The 14,156-nt window shown below is 65.2% G+C and carries 15 protein-coding genes and 1 tRNA gene; 8 read left to right on the forward strand and 8 right to left on the reverse strand.

The features are described 5' to 3' along the window. Positions 1 to 292: 292 nt before the first annotated feature. The 6 genes from NWE53_RS24470 to NWE53_RS24495 form a co-directional block, all read right to left on the reverse strand. Positions 293 to 787: a hypothetical protein gene (locus NWE53_RS24470; RefSeq protein WP_265051906.1), complete on the reverse strand. Its 495-nt coding sequence runs from the start codon at positions 785 to 787 to the stop codon at positions 293 to 295. Next, positions 784 to 3,207: a DUF3987 domain-containing protein gene (locus NWE53_RS24475; protein WP_265051907.1), complete on the reverse strand. Its 2,424-nt coding sequence runs from the start codon at positions 3,205 to 3,207 to the stop codon at positions 784 to 786. The genes NWE53_RS24470 and NWE53_RS24475 overlap by 4 nt, the downstream gene beginning before the upstream one ends. A gap of 189 nt (positions 3,208 to 3,396) precedes the next feature. Further along, positions 3,397 to 3,621, reverse strand: a complete 225-nt coding sequence (locus NWE53_RS24480) for a helix-turn-helix domain-containing protein (RefSeq protein WP_265051908.1) — start codon at positions 3,619 to 3,621, stop codon at positions 3,397 to 3,399. 142 nt (positions 3,622 to 3,763) lie between these two features. Beyond that, entirely contained in the window at positions 3,764 to 4,543 is a 780-nt protein-coding gene (locus tag NWE53_RS24485; protein ID WP_265051909.1) for a hypothetical protein, read from the reverse strand. A 21-nt stretch (positions 4,544 to 4,564) separates the two neighbouring features. Next, positions 4,565 to 5,857, reverse strand: a complete 1,293-nt coding sequence (locus tag NWE53_RS24490) for a tyrosine-type recombinase/integrase (RefSeq protein ID WP_320109534.1) — start codon at positions 5,855 to 5,857, stop codon at positions 4,565 to 4,567. A gap of 95 nt (positions 5,858 to 5,952) precedes the next feature. Next, positions 5,953 to 6,039: transfer RNA gene (locus NWE53_RS24495), tRNA-Leu, on the reverse strand. 274 nt (positions 6,040 to 6,313) lie between these two features. Between NWE53_RS24495 and NWE53_RS24500 the strand changes: the two genes are divergently transcribed. Both NWE53_RS24500 and NWE53_RS24505 read left to right on the forward strand, forming a co-directional pair. Next, entirely contained in the window at positions 6,314 to 7,318 is a 1,005-nt protein-coding gene (locus tag NWE53_RS24500) for a complex I NDUFA9 subunit family protein (RefSeq protein WP_265051910.1), read from the forward strand. A 29-nt stretch (positions 7,319 to 7,347) separates the two neighbouring features. Further along, on the forward strand, positions 7,348 to 8,028 hold the full coding sequence (locus NWE53_RS24505) for an HAD family hydrolase (protein WP_265051911.1): 681 nt from the start codon (positions 7,348 to 7,350) through the stop codon (positions 8,026 to 8,028). A 12-nt stretch (positions 8,029 to 8,040) separates the two neighbouring features. Here the strand turns inward: NWE53_RS24505 and NWE53_RS24510 are convergent, their stop codons facing one another. Then, positions 8,041 to 9,036, reverse strand: coding sequence for a 2-hydroxyacid dehydrogenase (locus NWE53_RS24510; protein WP_265051912.1), 996 nt, complete (start codon positions 9,034 to 9,036; stop codon positions 8,041 to 8,043). A gap of 179 nt (positions 9,037 to 9,215) precedes the next feature. Between NWE53_RS24510 and NWE53_RS24515 the strand changes: the two genes are divergently transcribed. Beyond that, positions 9,216 to 9,746, forward strand: coding sequence for an SH3 domain-containing protein (locus NWE53_RS24515; RefSeq protein ID WP_265051913.1), 531 nt, complete (start codon positions 9,216 to 9,218; stop codon positions 9,744 to 9,746). Between the two features lie 207 nt (positions 9,747 to 9,953). Here NWE53_RS24515 and irr read toward each other — a convergent pair whose 3' ends face one another. Next, positions 9,954 to 10,418: a Fur family transcriptional regulator Irr gene (gene irr, locus NWE53_RS24520; RefSeq protein ID WP_265051914.1), complete on the reverse strand. Its 465-nt coding sequence runs from the start codon at positions 10,416 to 10,418 to the stop codon at positions 9,954 to 9,956. A 300-nt stretch (positions 10,419 to 10,718) separates the two neighbouring features. Between irr and fabA the strand changes: the two genes are divergently transcribed. The 5 genes from fabA (at position 10,719) to NWE53_RS24545 (ending at position 14,134) form a co-directional block, all read left to right on the forward strand. Then, positions 10,719 to 11,231, forward strand: coding sequence for a 3-hydroxyacyl-[acyl-carrier-protein] dehydratase FabA (fabA, locus tag NWE53_RS24525; RefSeq protein ID WP_089176843.1), 513 nt, complete (start codon positions 10,719 to 10,721; stop codon positions 11,229 to 11,231). 112 nt (positions 11,232 to 11,343) lie between these two features. After that, positions 11,344 to 12,570: a beta-ketoacyl-ACP synthase I gene (fabB, locus tag NWE53_RS24530; RefSeq protein ID WP_265051915.1), complete on the forward strand. Its 1,227-nt coding sequence runs from the start codon at positions 11,344 to 11,346 to the stop codon at positions 12,568 to 12,570. Between the two features lie 7 nt (positions 12,571 to 12,577). Then, positions 12,578 to 12,850: a DUF3303 domain-containing protein gene (locus NWE53_RS24535; RefSeq protein ID WP_265051916.1), complete on the forward strand. Its 273-nt coding sequence runs from the start codon at positions 12,578 to 12,580 to the stop codon at positions 12,848 to 12,850. A gap of 138 nt (positions 12,851 to 12,988) precedes the next feature. Further along, positions 12,989 to 13,822: an enoyl-ACP reductase FabI gene (fabI, locus tag NWE53_RS24540; RefSeq protein WP_265051917.1), complete on the forward strand. Its 834-nt coding sequence runs from the start codon at positions 12,989 to 12,991 to the stop codon at positions 13,820 to 13,822. A gap of 66 nt (positions 13,823 to 13,888) precedes the next feature. Continuing rightward, the gene (locus NWE53_RS24545; protein ID WP_265051918.1) at positions 13,889 to 14,134 is read left to right on the forward strand and encodes a DUF2188 domain-containing protein; all 246 of its coding nucleotides are present in this window, start codon (positions 13,889 to 13,891) and stop codon (positions 14,132 to 14,134) included. Positions 14,135 to 14,156 lie beyond the last annotated feature (22 nt).

Raw genomic sequence — 14,156 nt, forward strand, 5'->3', positions numbered from 1 at the left:
CTCCGGTTGGATGCGTTGCCGCCGATGTACCGGCCGCACCGACAGGAGGGCAAAGCCAGTTTCCCGGCGATGGCCGGAACCGCCAAGTCCTGACAGAAGTCAGAGGCCCGTCGCTTCCCAAGCGGCGGGCTTATTATTTCCTGAGCTGAGGTTCGCGGAGTAATAAGCGCGCAAGCGGCTTCCGATGCGGGCATGTCCGAGAGGCATCTGCGCCTCGGCCATCATGTGCTCCGGGTAGCCGCGCGGCTCCTGGTGCCGGTCTTGGCCTGCCCGGCACGGCGATGCTTGCGGTTCATGATTGCGTCCTCCTGTGTATCCCGATGGCTGCGAGGGAGGCTTCGGCCTGCGCGACACGGTCAGCGTGCCAGGCGGACCAGCAGCCGTCGTGCAGCCAGACCTGATCGGGCGCGATGCCGATGGCGAGCAGGATGTCTCCCGCCCGTTCGGGGCCGCCGCAACTGCCGCAACTGCCGCACTGCCGCAGGGGGGCGGAGGAAAAACTAACTGGATTGCGGTATTGCCAGTGCATGAGACAGGCGTGGTAGGCGGCGTCCTCGGCCTCGGCCCTGGACTTCCCCAACTCGGTCAGCCGAGCCACATCGCGCTCAAACGTCAGGACCACGTCACTGACCGAAACAAGATAGGATTTGGCTTTGGGTGCTGCGGCAGTTGCGGCGTTCGCGGCACTTCCCCCAGATGGCGGGGTGCGCGTTTCCGGTTTCACACCCTGCGGCAGTGCGGCGTTTGCGGCGTTTGTGTCTGGAAGCTGAAACCGCCTGTAGCTCACGCGCTGGCCTCCTGGACCAGCCGCACGCGGCGAGGACGGGCCGACACCTCCTCGATCCAGCCATGCGAGGCGAGGATGGCGAGGGCTTCGTCTGCCGCGGCCTTGATGCGGAAGGCTGGCGGGGCGAGCTTGCCAATGTCGCGGACGCTGAACTCTTCCTCGCCGCGCTCGCGCATCCAGTCCAGAAGCTGCTGGGCGCGGATAAGGCGCCGATCGGTGCGAGCGGCCCGCTGAAGGCGTAGGGCCTCGTACACATACCAGTCGGCCAGCTTCAGGGCTGCGCACATGGCGTCGGAGCCAATCTCGGTCGCCCGGACGTGGTCCACGATCGTAAGCACGCCTGCGATGCGCGCCGCATGCTCGGCGATCTTGGCCGCAAAGTCCTCCACAGGATGAAGCTCGCCGCCAGCCCCGCACTGCCCTTCGATGTGATTATAGAAGGCCTTCCACGCTATAGTGGCGGCCTCGGTGATGGTGAGCACACGCGGCTCGAGCTCGTTTCTGCTGCCTTCGGCCAGCGGCCACGGCGCTTCGAGGATCGAGAGGATGCGCGCGCCGTAGGAGTGGATCGCGTCGTTATCCTCGGGCTCCACATCGCGATAGAAACGAGTGCCGGCGATGCTCTCGGGCGCGGCCACCAGCACGCGCGACAAGAGGCCCTGATCGCGCAAGAGCGGATCGGCGAGGAATTGCGCCGCTGCGTCAGGCTGCACCATCAGGTGCATGGAAAGCCGGCGGCCGTGGAGGATCGTGACGCCGTCGAGCGCGCGAATGCGCTTGATTGGCTGCCCGTCCCACATTTCCGAATAGCCGGCAGCGGTTCTTAGCCGGTTGTCCGGCGACATGCCGTGCCCGCCGATGAACATGCCACCCTCGGCGGTAAAGATGCCAAGCGCCGCCGGTGCATTGACCCACGCCTTCACCAGCCCCTCGATCGTCGGTTCGGGTACGGTCAGGAACGGGGAGAGCGGGCGCTCCGGCTCGGGACCGAGCGCGACCAAAGCCCTCCGCCTCTCGTCGTGTTGCAGTTTCCGGTTGCCCTCGATCTTCTTCTTCTCCGCACTCCAGGCGGCAAAGTCGATCGACCACAGGCGATGCTCGTGCTCCTGCACTTCCTTCAGCGCCTTTTCACGCTTGCGGACTGGCCCGAGGGCTTCGCTATCGGCCGATGTCTTCCTGCCTCCGGATGGCGCTATCGTCACGACGTCGAGCGACAAGGGCCGTGTCTGGCCGTAGGGCATCATCACATCGGCATGCGCCTGCGATACGAGCGCGGCGACGGCGAGCACGGATTGCGCGGCGATCGCCTCGGGCACCTGGACCTTGCTCGCGATGGCAGCGGCAGCGCTAGACAGGACCGGTCCCAGCGACTCGATCGGAAAGCGCTCGGCTTCGGGCAAGGGCGGGAAGAGCGGAATCGGGCCGTCGGCGCTGGCCGGCTCTGCGTCGGGGGCGTCCGGCTCCGGTGTCGGATGGAACACTCCAAGCTTGACCGCCGCATCGCTGCCATTGGCCTGCAACGCGTCGTTGATGTCCTTGCCGGCCGTGGGAAGGAACACATGAACTTCGCGGCCAGCCGCATGCCACCGGTCGCCGACGGCCTGCGTCGCCCTTTGACTGGCGCCGCTCTCATCCATCTCTCCCAGAACACCGATGGCCTCGATGTCCGGCATGACGGGGAAGTCCTTGATCGCGTCGGCCGATCCCGTCGCCCAGACCGGCGAGATCCCGGCCGCGCGCGCTGACAGGCACGTCTCGATGCCTTCCCCGATCACGATCGTCCTGCTGGAGCCTTCGATGCTTTCAAGCTTGATCGCAGCGCTGCCGACGGGGCCCATCATCTTCCGATCGATCTTGGAGCCGTCAGCTGTCAGCGCGGTGCGATGGATGGCAACGAGCTCGCCGGTATCGATGCTATGGAATGCCACGACCATGCAGGGGTGGCGGGTGTTCTTGCCGAACGGGCAGGACGGATGAAACCGGATCACGGCCATCGCCATCTCGTCAGCCAGTTCGAGGCCGCGCGACCGGAGGTAGACCTCGGCGAGCGTGCCGCGCGGATCGACCGATTCATTCCAGATCGCGATGGCGCGCTGCTTGTTCTGCTCGGCGTAATCCCGAACGGGGGCGGCTTGGCGTACGCGCGGGTTGCTCATGATGCGAGGCATCGACCTGTCGTCGATGCCAGCGCGAGTCTTCACATAGTCCCGGCAGGCCATCGGATCGTCGCCGGCGTGGCTGTGCACCACGAAGCCGCCAGGATGGTCCGGCGCGATCTTGACCGCCATCGACCTGTCTGCAGGACTATGGCCCGGCCCCGGCGCGACAAGCTGGCCGCCGGTTATCTCGCCGCCGAGGGCGCGCTGAAGGTGGGGGAGTGTCAGCATGACACCTCCGACGAATAGGCCGGGCGTGACCATCAGCGGCTCTCCCGAATGAGGCCGGCATGGGCGCCGATTGCGAGCGCAAGAGGCTCGGAGACAGCGACGCGACGCAGAATGGCGTTGAGAGCAAGTCGCTGTGCGTTAAGGTCCGAATTGCTAGCTCCCCAGCCAAGCACTACTTCGGATCCCGTGAGCGCCCCGCCAGGCGCTCCGGGGTTTCTGATTTCAGCCTGCATCGTTGACGGCCTCCTTCTCGGAGACGCCTTCGAGCGAGCGGATATAGCGCTCGATCTCAGATGCCCGGATGAAGGTCCGGCGGCCGTTGCGAACCGCCTTGAGACGGCCGGCGGCGAGTTCGGCGTAGCCTTTGGTAGGTTTTAGCCCCGCCAGCGCGATGCCCTTGAGAAAGGGGATCAGCGGATCGACGGGTGGGATGAATGCAGTGTCCATCGTTCGTCCTCAATCGCCCGCATTCTGGGGAACACAAACGGGCAAGGGCGATTGAAAGCCGAGTTCTTCGGCCATAAAAACTGGGGCTTAAAAGATATTTTTCACCTTTAATTGGGCCATTAAAGGTGAAAGGGCTACGCGCTTACCGGTCTCCGGATTCTTCATAGCCCGTTGGATAAGCGGACCCCCCCGCAAGATCAGATGCCAACTTCAAAATCCGATCTGCAACCTCTATCTCATTCGAGTCTGGTCTTTCGGATCTGAAACGGGCAATGAGATTTTGACCGGTTTGGAAACAAACTTGAGCCGGCTCGTTCGGGCATCGACCCTCCGCAAAGACAGCCACCCAACGTTCGATAACGCGCGGAATATTGGTTCCGTCTGTGAGGTGATGAGCAACGCTTGAGATTTGTTTGGCGATCCGTTTGTAAGTGGTTCCTTTGCCGAACCCCGCCGCAATCAAGGCACCCGCTGCGACGGCGATATATGCCCGCGCTCGCCAGATTTCACCAACGTCCGTCTTATTCCCCCCGGTCTCGCGCACTGTTGCTTCCTTCAGAAGCGGGGGCGTGAGGCCGTTGTCGAGGTCATCAAGAGCATAGGCCAATTCTGCTATTTCGCGGCAGAGCCGCGCCGGGAGATTTTCACCCTGTAGATAATTCGCGATTGCCATTTGAGCTATGATGAAGCGGCTCCGATCACGCGGAGCTATTTCTCCAACCTGCGCGTCAAATGCAGCCTGTAACTCACCTTGGAGCTTACCGAGGTTCGCGAGCATGCGGTTGGCGCGCGCCTTCCCTGCCACGGCCGTGACGCCAGGCTGTTCGATCCTTTCCGGCGGATTAGCAATCTGCTGCCATGCCACAGCGGTACCTTCGCTTGGGAGGCTCTTGAATGTCGCTCTGAGGTTAGGAATCTTCACGTCGGCCCTCTACTCGGTCGATTAGCCGGCGCTCGCTGGCTTCATCGGAATGACCTTGGCGCCGGAGCGCAGGCGATCGAGATAGTTCGCCCACCACGCCGCCATCTCCACGCGCTCTTTCCAATGAGCGCCGCGGGCATAGGCGCGACGGACGGCATCGACCTCCTGATGGGCCAGCGCCCGCTCGATAGCATCGGGCGACCACTTGCCGGATTCGTTCAGGAGCGTTGAGGCACTAGCGCGAAAGCCGTGCGAGGTTGCGTCAGAGCTGGTGTAGCCGAGACGGCGTAGTGCCGCGTTCAACGTGTTCTCGGACATTGCCCGCTTGACCGATCGAACGGAGGGGAAAACCAACTCTCCGTCGCCGGATATCAATCGCAGCTCCTCCAAGATGGACAGGGCTTGCTTGGGCAGGGGCACAGCATGCGGCTTGCGCATCTTCATCCGTCCGGCCGGGATGGTCCAAACGGCTTCCTCGGTATCGAACTCTCGCCATTCTGCTAGGCGCAGTTCGCCGGGCCTCGGGAAGAGGAGGGCCATCAGGCAGAGCGCGTGCCGAGTGAGCGGTGTACCATCGTATTCGTCGATTGCCCGAAGCAAGGCGCCGAAAGCCTTCGCCTCAGTGACGGCCGCATGGCTTTTCACAACAGGCGCCATCAGGGCGCCGCGGAGCGCCAAGGTCGGATCATCCTTCGCGCGCTGGGTAGCAATCGCGAAGCGGAACACCTGCCCAATGATAGATCGCATGCGCCGCGCAGTCTCGAGATGCCCGCGTGCTTCGATCTTGCGGAGCACCACGAGGATTTCGGCGGCGCTGATTTCGGTTATCGGCCGCCTGCCCAGGACGGGCTTTGCCAAGTCGAGGAACCAGTGGAATTTATCGAGCGTGGCCTGGGCCTTGCCGGCCAGCTTCTTCCTGGCGGCCACTTCGGCGGCGATGGCCTCAAAAGTGTTGTCCCTATTGGCCTTGCCGGTCAGCTTCTCCAGCCTCTTCTCTGCGCCGGGGTCTTTGCCATCGCGGAGCAGCTTCTTAGCCTCTTCGCGTCTGGCGCGGGCTGCACGAAGATCGATCGCAGGGTAGGGGCCGATGGAAAGTTTCTTCTGCTTGCCGCCGAATCGGTACGCTAGCCGCCAGAGCTTCCCGCCTTTTGGCTCAATCCAGAGCTGAAGGCCGCCTCCATCGGAGAGCTTTACGGTGCGATCGCCGGGCTTGGCATTCCTTATCGTAATGTCGGTCAGGGGCATGGTGTTGGCCTGAATTTGGGCCTGTTGGCCTATGCGGGCGAACAGGCCAACAAATTCGGCGGCTGTCAACGAAGGCAGGCGATGGCAGGCAACGAGAAAGGCCCCCGAAACGCTAGGTCTCGGAGGCCTTTTCTGTCATCGGCGAATGCCGACGAAGGTAAATGTGGTGCCCAGGAGAGGACTCGAACCTCCACGCCCTTGCGAGCGCCAGCACCTGAAGCTGGTGCGTCTACCAATTCCGCCACCTGGGCAACGGCGGTTCGTTTACGGGGGGCGAGTCGTCCTGTCAACGGGCTTGCGGAAATGAATTGCATTCGCCTGCCGGTGGGCTGTGGAAACCGCTTCGGCGCGGCGCGCGAAGGCGGGAAAAAGCAGCGATGGCGCGGCTTCGTGCGGGGTGGGAGCTGCCGGCCTAGGGCGAAACGCCGCAAGCCGCCGGCAGGGGTGCGTTCGCCGCAAAAGGCATTTCCACTTTGGCGAGACATGATCTAGGAGGGCAGAAGCATTCTAAACGGAGCTTTCGCGATGGCCTCTCAAGCCCCGGCCCAGCAACTCGTGACGGTCTTCGGCGGCTCCGGCTTCGTCGGCCGCCATGTAGTGCGGGCGCTCGTCAAGCGCGGCTACCGCGTGCGCGTCGCGGTGCGCCGGCCGGACCTCGCGGGCTTCCTGCAGCCGCTGGGCACCGTCGGCCAGATCCATGCCGTACAGGCCAATCTGCGCTATCCGGCTTCGGTGGCGGCCGCGGTCCAGGGCGCCGACGCCGTCGTCAATCTCGTCGGCATCATGCAGGAGCAGGGCCGCCAGAGCTTCTCGGCCGTGCAGGCCAACGGCGCCCGCGCCGTGGCCCAGGCCTGTGCCGCTGCGGGGATCACCCGGCTCGTCCATGTCTCGGCGCTGGGCACCGATGCCGAATCGCGCTCTTCCTATGCCCGCAGCAAGGCTGAGGGCGAAGCTGCGGCGTTCGCTTCCGTGCCGGATGCGATCGTGCTGCGCCCCTCGGTGATGTTCGGGCCCGAGGATACTTTCTTCAACCGCTTCGCCTCGATGGCTCGCATGCTCCCGGTCCTGCCGCTGGTCGGCGGCGGGGCGACCAAGTTCCAGCCGGCCTTCGTCGGTGATGTCGCCGAGGTGGCGGCGCGCGCGGTCGACGGCACGATGGCGGGCGGGCGCGTCTACGAACTTGGCGGTCCGGAGGTTCTGAGCCTGCGCCAGATCATGGAGGAGGTCTGCCGCGTGACCGGGCGCAAGCGCCTGCTGGCGCCGCTGCCGTTCCCGCTGGCGCGGATCGTGGGAAGCGTGCTGCAGGTCGCCGACACGTTGACGCTCGGCCTGATCCCGGACGAGCTGGTGATGACCCGCGACCAGGTCACGCTGCTCGAGAGCGACAATATCATCTCGCCGGCTGCGGCCGCTGAGGGGCGGGACTTCGCCGGGCTCGGGCTCGCCCCGACCACGGTCGAGGCCATCGTCTCGTCCTATCTCTGGCGTTTCCGCAAGACCGGTCAGTTCGACGCCGCCCGGGCGAGCTGAGCCACCCCGCTTCGGCTCGGGAGGCGCGCGTGCCGTTCGATCTCGTCATCTATGATTGCGACGGCACGCTGATCGATAGCGAAACGCTCTATAGCGAGGTCAGCCTCGTTCTCTGTCACGAGATCGGGCTGACGCAGTGGACGCTCGACGACTACAATACGAACCTGATCGGCATCCCGCTCGTCGACGGCTTCAAGGTGATCGAGGCCGCGCTCGGTCGACCGCTGCCTTCCGATTTCGAAAGCCGGATCGAGGACGGCGTCGCAGCCCGGCTGGAGCGCGAGTTGCGGGCTCTGCCAGGGGTGCATGAGGCGCTGCGCGAACTGGCCGGGCGCCGTTGCGTCGCGTCCTCGACGAGCCTCGAGCCGCTGCGGCGCAATCTGGGCCTGGCCGGACTGATCGACCTGTTCGATCCGCATGTCTTCTCGGCTTCGCAGGTTGCCCGCGGCAAGCCGGCGCCGGATGTCTTCCTCTTCGCCGCCGCGCAGATGGGTGCCGAGCCGGAGAACTGCCTGGTGCTGGAGGATTCCGTGCCCGGCGTGCAGGCCGCGAAGGCTGCCGGCATGCAGGTGGCCGGCTTCACCGGCACCGCCCATGACAAGCCCCGTACGCGCGAGCGCCTGCTGGCGGCCGGCGCTGCGGCCGTGATCGACGACTATCGGGAATGGCCTGGCGAGGCGGCGCGGCTTGCGGAGCTGCGCGCCGCCTGAGCGGTTGGCCCGTCAGAGCATGCTGGGCAGCACGCGATCCGGCGGCTTGTGTCCGTCCATGAAGGTCTTGATGTTGACGATGACCTTCTCGCCCATGTCGGCGCGGCCCTCATGCGTGGCCGAACCCATATGCGGGAGGACCACCACCTTGTGCTGGCGCGCGAGCTTGAGCAGGCGCGGATTGACCGCCGGCTCGCTCTCGAACACGTCGAGGCCGGCGCCGGCGAGTTCCCCGGCTTCCAGCATGCGGGCGAGCGCGGTCTCGTCGACGACCTCGCCCCGCGCCGTGTTCACCAGGATGGCGTCGGGCTTCATCAGCTTGAGGCGGCGCGCCGAGAGCAGGTGGTAGGTCGCCGGCGTATGCGGGCAGTTGACCGAGACGATGTCCATCCGGGCCAGCATCTGGTCGAGCGAATCCCAATAGGTCGCGTCGAGCTTCTCCTCGGTGCGAGCGTCGACCCGGCGGCGATTATGGTAGTGGATCGACAGCCCGAAGGCAGCGGCGCGCCGCGCCACGGCCTGGCCGATCCGCCCCATGCCGACGATGCCGAGGCGCTTGCCGGTAATGCGCCGGCCGAGCATCCAGGTCGGCGACCAGCCGGCCCAGTCGTCGTCGGGGATGACGCGCGCGCCTTCCGCGATCCGGCGCGCTACCGCGAGGATCAGAGCGATCGTCATGTCGGCGGTGTCGTCGGTCAGCACGCCCGGCGTGTTGGTGACGGTGATGCCGCGCTGCACGGCGCTGGCGACGTCGATATTGTCGACGCCGTTGCCGAAATTCGCGATAAGGCGCAGCTGGTCGCCGGCCTGCGCGATGATGGCCGCGTCGATCTTGTCGGTGACAGTCGGGACCAGCACGTCGGCGGTCTTCACCGCTTCGACCAGCGCGGCCTGCGACATCGGCTTGTCGTCGATGTTGAGCCGGGCGTCGAACAATTCGCGCATCCGGGTTTCCACCACGGCGGGCAGCTTGCGCGTCACCACGACCAGGGGCTTCTTCTTCGACATGGCGGTCACCCTTCCGTCATTCGCCGCATCCGTCGCATGCCCTCAACCAGCCATTAACCCTGATGGCCCAGGAATGACGACGGCTGCGCGGCCGGCATGAGCGTTCTCTAGGCGGCGCCGCAGCGGAAGACAACTTGACCCTTCGCCGGGGGACAGGGCGCTTAGCAGGAGAGCGGTGGATGAAGGCCTCGTCGATGCGCCGTCTGGCCATGATCGGCATTGTATTCACGGGCTCGTCCTTCGCTGCTTTCGCGCAGGACATGCAGGCCGGGTCGGTCACCGGCCTGCCGGTGCCGCGCTATGTCAGCCTCAAGACGGACCGGGTCAATCTGCGCGAAGGGCCGTCCAAGGAGCATCGCACCCGCTGGGTCTATCAGCGCGCCGGCTTGCCGGTCGAGGTCACGGCGGAGTTCGAGACCTGGCGCCGGGTGCGCGATGCCGACGGAACCGAGGGCTGGGTGCTGCACAGCCTGCTCTCCGGGCGCCGCACGGCGCTCGTGGCGCCCTGGTCCCGGAACAAGGACGAGGTCTTCCCGATGCGCAGCGCGGCCGCAGAGGACGCAAACGTCGTCGCGAGGCTGCAGTCCGGCGTCGTCACCAGCGTGGCTGCCTGCGTCAATGCCTGGTGCCGCGTCAGCGTCGGCAACATCACCGGCTTCATCCGCCAGGAGCGGCTCTGGGGCGTCTACCCGAACGAGAAGGTCGACTGAAACGCGGCCTGCCGGCGGCTACTGCGCCGTCAGCGGTCGCCCGCCGCGATCGAGCAGGGCCAACCGGCCCGTGTCGCGCAATAAGCCGCCGAGGCAGGTGAGGCCGGGAACGCGTCAGCGACAAAAATGCAGGCGAAGGCTCGTCGCGCGATTGGGAAAACGCATCGTACCTCGCTCGTCCCTGGCCTTTCGAGCGGGGAGGGCCGTTCAGCTCTCGATCTTGCGCAGCCGCACCACCACATCGACGCGGGCGATCTCATAGCCCTCGGGCGGCGTCGGCAGGCTCGCGACATCGATCTCCTGAGCGGGGATATCGATCACCCGGTTCTCGCCATCCACGACGAAATGATGATGGTCGTGATCGGCGGTGTCGAAATAGGCCTTGGCGCCGTCGAGCGTCAGCTCGCGCAGCAGGCCGGCTTCGGTGAACTGGCGCAGCGTGTTGTAGATCGTCGCGAGCGAGACCGGGATGCGCTCCTTCATCGCCTCCTCATAGAGCATCTCGGCGCTGATATGGCGCTGGCCCTTGGCGAAGAGCACCCAGCCGAGCGAGACGCGCTGGCGTGTCGGCCGCAGGCCGACGCGGCGGAGCTTCTCGCGGATGTCGTGGAACGGGCATCCCTGCCGCACCGCCGAAACCTGGGCCTGATCCTGGGAGGTCAGATCGCTCATGCCGTTTTGCGTGCCCTCATCCGAAACGGACGCTCGATGCTCCGCCTGCTGATTGAAATCATCCTAAGAAATGTAGGGCCTCGGCTTCCTCGTCGCAAGCATGACGCCGTTATTGGGAACCCGGTCTCGCCTTTCCTTGATCTGGCGCAGTGTCGTTGCGTTTTTTTGATGCTGCCATGGTTTTTGATGCTGCAATGTGGGTCGGCGCGCCTGTGCCCTTTCGTTTCCGGTTCCCGCTGTGTTAGGCACGGCTGAGAATACGCCGGCCGAATCCAGCTGGCGCAAGGGAGCGGAACGGGAATGCAGCGTCAGTCGTCTTTCAGCTACGAGGAGATCCTCGCTTGTGGTCGCGGGGAACTGTTCGGGCCGGGCAATGCGCAGCTGCCGCTGCCGCCGATGCTGATGTTCGACCGTATCACCGAGATCGCGGAAGAGGGTGGCGAGCACGGCAAGGGGCTCGTTCGCGCCGAATTCGACATCAAGCCCGACCTCTGGTTCTTCGACTGCCATTTCAAGGGCGATCCGGTGATGCCGGGCTGCCTGGGTCTCGATGCGCTCTGGCAGCTCACCGGCTTCTTCCTCGGCTGGCTCGGCCTGCCCGGCCGCGGCCGGGCGCTCGGCGTCGGCGAGGTCAAGTTCGCCGACCAGGTTCTGCCTTCCGTCAAGCGGGTCGTCTACGGCGTCGACTTCAAGCGCGTCTTCAAGTCGAAGCTTGTGCTCGGCATCGCCGATGGCTGGCTCGAGGCCGACGGCAAGCGTATCTATACGGTCAGCGATATGCGGGTCGGCCTGTTCAAGCCGGAAGCGGCCTGAGGAAAAACAGCCGCATGACCTTGCGCCTTGTGAGCGCGCGGTCCATTTGCGCGGTATGATCCGGAGCAGCGGGTGTGCCCCGCTGCGGGCGGGTAGCTGGAGATAAGCGAGCATGAGACGCGTCGTCGTCACCGGGATGGGCATCGTCTCGTCCATCGGCAACAACACGCAGGAGGTGCTGGCCTCGCTGCATTCGGCGAAATCGGGCATTTCCCACGTCGCCGAATTCGCCGAGCACGGCTTCCGCAGCCAGGTTGCCGGCGTGCCCACGCTCGATCCCGCCACGGTGCTTGACCGGCGCGCCATGCGCTTCCACGGCGGTGGTTCGGCCTGGAACCAGGTGGCCATGGAGCAGGCGATCGTCGATGCCGGGCTTGAGACCGCCGAGATCAGCAACGAGCGCACCGGCATCATCATGGGCTCGGGCGGCCCTTCGACCCGCGCGCTGATCGACGCCTACGACAAGGCCCGCGAGAGCGGCTCCTCGAAGAAGGTCGGCCCCTTTGCCGTGCCTAAGGGTATGTCCTCGACCGCCTCGGCCACGCTCGCGACCTGGTTCAAGATCAAAGGCGTCAACTATTCGATCTCCTCGGCCTGCGCGACGTCGAACCACTGCATCGGCAACGCCTACGAGCTGATCCAGTGGGGCAAGCAGGACATGATCTTCGCCGGTGGCTGCGAGGAACTGGACTGGACGCTCTCCGTCCTGTTCGACGCCATGGGCGCGATGTCCTCCGACTTCAATGCGACCCCGGCTCGCGCCTCGCGTGCTTATGACGTGGCGCGCGACGGCTTCGTCATCGCCGGCGGCGCCGGCGTCGTCGTGCTGGAGGAACTGGAGCACGCCAAGGCGCGCGGCGCCAAGATCTATGGCGAGATCGTCGGCTATGGCGCGACCTCGGACGGCTACGACATGGTCGCTCCCTCCGGCGAGGGCGCGGTACGCTGCATGCGCATGGCGCTGGAAGGCGTGAAGGCCAAGGTCGATTACATCAATCCGCACGGTACCTCGACCCCGGTCGGCGACGCCAAGGAGATCGAGGCGATCCGCGAGGTCTTCGGCGCCGGCGACAAGTCGCCGCCGATTTCGGCGACCAAGTCGCTGACCGGCCACTCGCTGGGCGCGACCGGCGTGCAGGAAGCGATCTATTCGCTGCTGATGCTCAACAACGACTTCATTTGCGAGAGCGCCCATATCGAGGAGCTCGACCCGGCCTTCGCCGACATGCCGATCGTGCGCAAGCGCATCGACAATGCAGGCTTGGGCTGTGTCCTCTCCAACTCCTTCGGCTTCGGCGGCACCAACGCCACCATCGTGATGAAGCGCCTGGAGGCCTGAGGCCGCCATGCTCTTCATGGTGATCGAGCATTTCGATCAGGCCCGCGTGAAGGACGTCTACGCCCGCTTCCAGGAACGGGGGCGGATGGCGCCGGAAGGCTTGCGCTATGTCGAAAGCTGGGTCGCCGCCGATCTCGGCCGCTGTTTCCAGATCATGGAATGCGACGATGTCGCCCTGCTGCAGGAATGGGTCCTGCAGTGGAGCGATCTAGCCCGTTTCGAGATCGTGCCGGTCGCGACATCGAAGGCCGCCGCCGCGGCGATCCTGAAATCCGGTTAGCCATCGAGCCCTGGAGCAGAGCCTGCAATGGGCCTGCAATCATAAAGCGCCGTTCAAGGCTTGACGTACCGAGTTGCAGAGCGTTCTTCCCGTTTCCCGCCTTCGGGTCCGATCCTGAAGCCCCTTTCCGAGTTTGCCATGCTCCCGCTGATGCATAAAAAGCGCGGCCTCATCATGGGTGTCGCCAACCAGAATTCGATCGCCTGGGGCATCGCCCGCACCCTGAATGCCCACGGGGCCGAGGTCGCCTTCACCTATCAGGGTGACGCGCTCGGCAAGCGTGTCCGGCCGCTGGCCGAAAGCATCGGATCGAATCTGGTGATCCCCTGCGATGTCGAGGATCTCGCCTCGGTCGACGCGACCTTCGCGGCGCTCGACGAAGCCTGGGGCGGCGATCCCGAGCGGAACACGCTGGATTTCATCGTCCACGCCATCGGATTCTCCGACAAGAACGAGCTCAAGGGTCTTTACGCCGACACCAGCCGCGAGAATTTCTCGCGCACCATGGTGATCTCCTGCTTCTCCTTCACGGAGATCGCCAGGCGTGCCGCCGACCGCATGCCCAAGGGCGGCAGCATGATCACGCTGACCTATGGCGGCTCGACCCGGATCATGCCGAACTACAACGTCATGGGCGTCGCGAAAGCGGCGCTTGAGGCGAGCGTGCGTTATCTCGCCGGCGATTACGGCCCGCGCGGCATCCGCGTGAACGCCCTGTCGCCCGGCCCGGTGCGGACGCTGGCCGGCGCCGGCATCTCCGACGCACGCGCCATGCTCTCCTGGCAGCGGGCCAATTCGCCGCTGCGCAAATCGGTCTCGCTGGAGGAGATCGGCGGCTCGGCGCTGTATTACCTTTCGGATCTGTCCGGCGGCGTCACCGGCGACATCCATCACGTCGATGCCGGCTATCACATCACCTCGATGCCTGCGCTCGAAGGCCTGCGCGCTGCCGATAGCGGCAACGGCGAATAGACGGAACCTGAGGCCCCGGCTCATTGTTCTCCTTCGATCGAAAGAACGGTCGAAGGAGGGTGTGCAATGGTCATGGTCAGATATGAGGTCGTCGAGCACGATGGCGGCTGGGCCTACAAGGTCGGCGAGGTGCTGTCGGAAACCTTTTCGTCGCACGAGGCGGCGCTGAAGGCCGCCACCAAGGCCGCGGCGCGCCAGACGATCGCCGGCAATACCGACGGCATCGTCTATCAGGACAAGGATGGTCGCTGGCATCAGGAGCTGGCTGACGGCCATGACCGCCCTGCCACCGAGGTCGTCGACGAACCCTAGGGCCGTGGCCGGTGTGTCTCGC

Origin of the sequence: Bosea sp. NBC_00550 (assembly GCF_026020075.1) — a bacterium.
GTDB lineage: Bacteria > Pseudomonadota > Alphaproteobacteria > Rhizobiales > Beijerinckiaceae > Allobosea.

Bases quoted from the DNA above. Each gene is read 5' to 3' on its own strand.
- NWE53_RS24475 (WP_265051907.1), bottom strand. From the start codon at position 3,207: ATGGTCACGCCCGGCCTATTCGTCGGAGGTGTCATGCTGACACTCCCC.
- NWE53_RS24480 (WP_265051908.1), bottom strand. From the start codon at position 3,621: ATGGACACTGCATTCATCCCACCCGTCGATCCGCTGATCCCCTTTCTC.
- NWE53_RS24500 (WP_265051910.1), top strand. From the start codon at position 6,314: ATGGCCTCTCAAGCCCCGGCCCAGCAACTCGTGACGGTCTTCGGCGGC.
- NWE53_RS24510 (WP_265051912.1), bottom strand. From the start codon at position 9,036: ATGTCGAAGAAGAAGCCCCTGGTCGTGGTGACGCGCAAGCTGCCCGCC.
- NWE53_RS24515 (WP_265051913.1), top strand. From the start codon at position 9,216: ATGAAGGCCTCGTCGATGCGCCGTCTGGCCATGATCGGCATTGTATTC.
- irr (WP_265051914.1), bottom strand. From the start codon at position 10,418: ATGAGCGATCTGACCTCCCAGGATCAGGCCCAGGTTTCGGCGGTGCGG.
- fabA (WP_089176843.1), top strand. From the start codon at position 10,719: ATGCAGCGTCAGTCGTCTTTCAGCTACGAGGAGATCCTCGCTTGTGGT.
- fabB (WP_265051915.1), top strand. From the start codon at position 11,344: ATGAGACGCGTCGTCGTCACCGGGATGGGCATCGTCTCGTCCATCGGC.
- NWE53_RS24535 (WP_265051916.1), top strand. From the start codon at position 12,578: ATGCTCTTCATGGTGATCGAGCATTTCGATCAGGCCCGCGTGAAGGAC.
- fabI (WP_265051917.1), top strand. From the start codon at position 12,989: ATGCTCCCGCTGATGCATAAAAAGCGCGGCCTCATCATGGGTGTCGCC.
- NWE53_RS24545 (WP_265051918.1), top strand. From the start codon at position 13,889: ATGGTCATGGTCAGATATGAGGTCGTCGAGCACGATGGCGGCTGGGCC.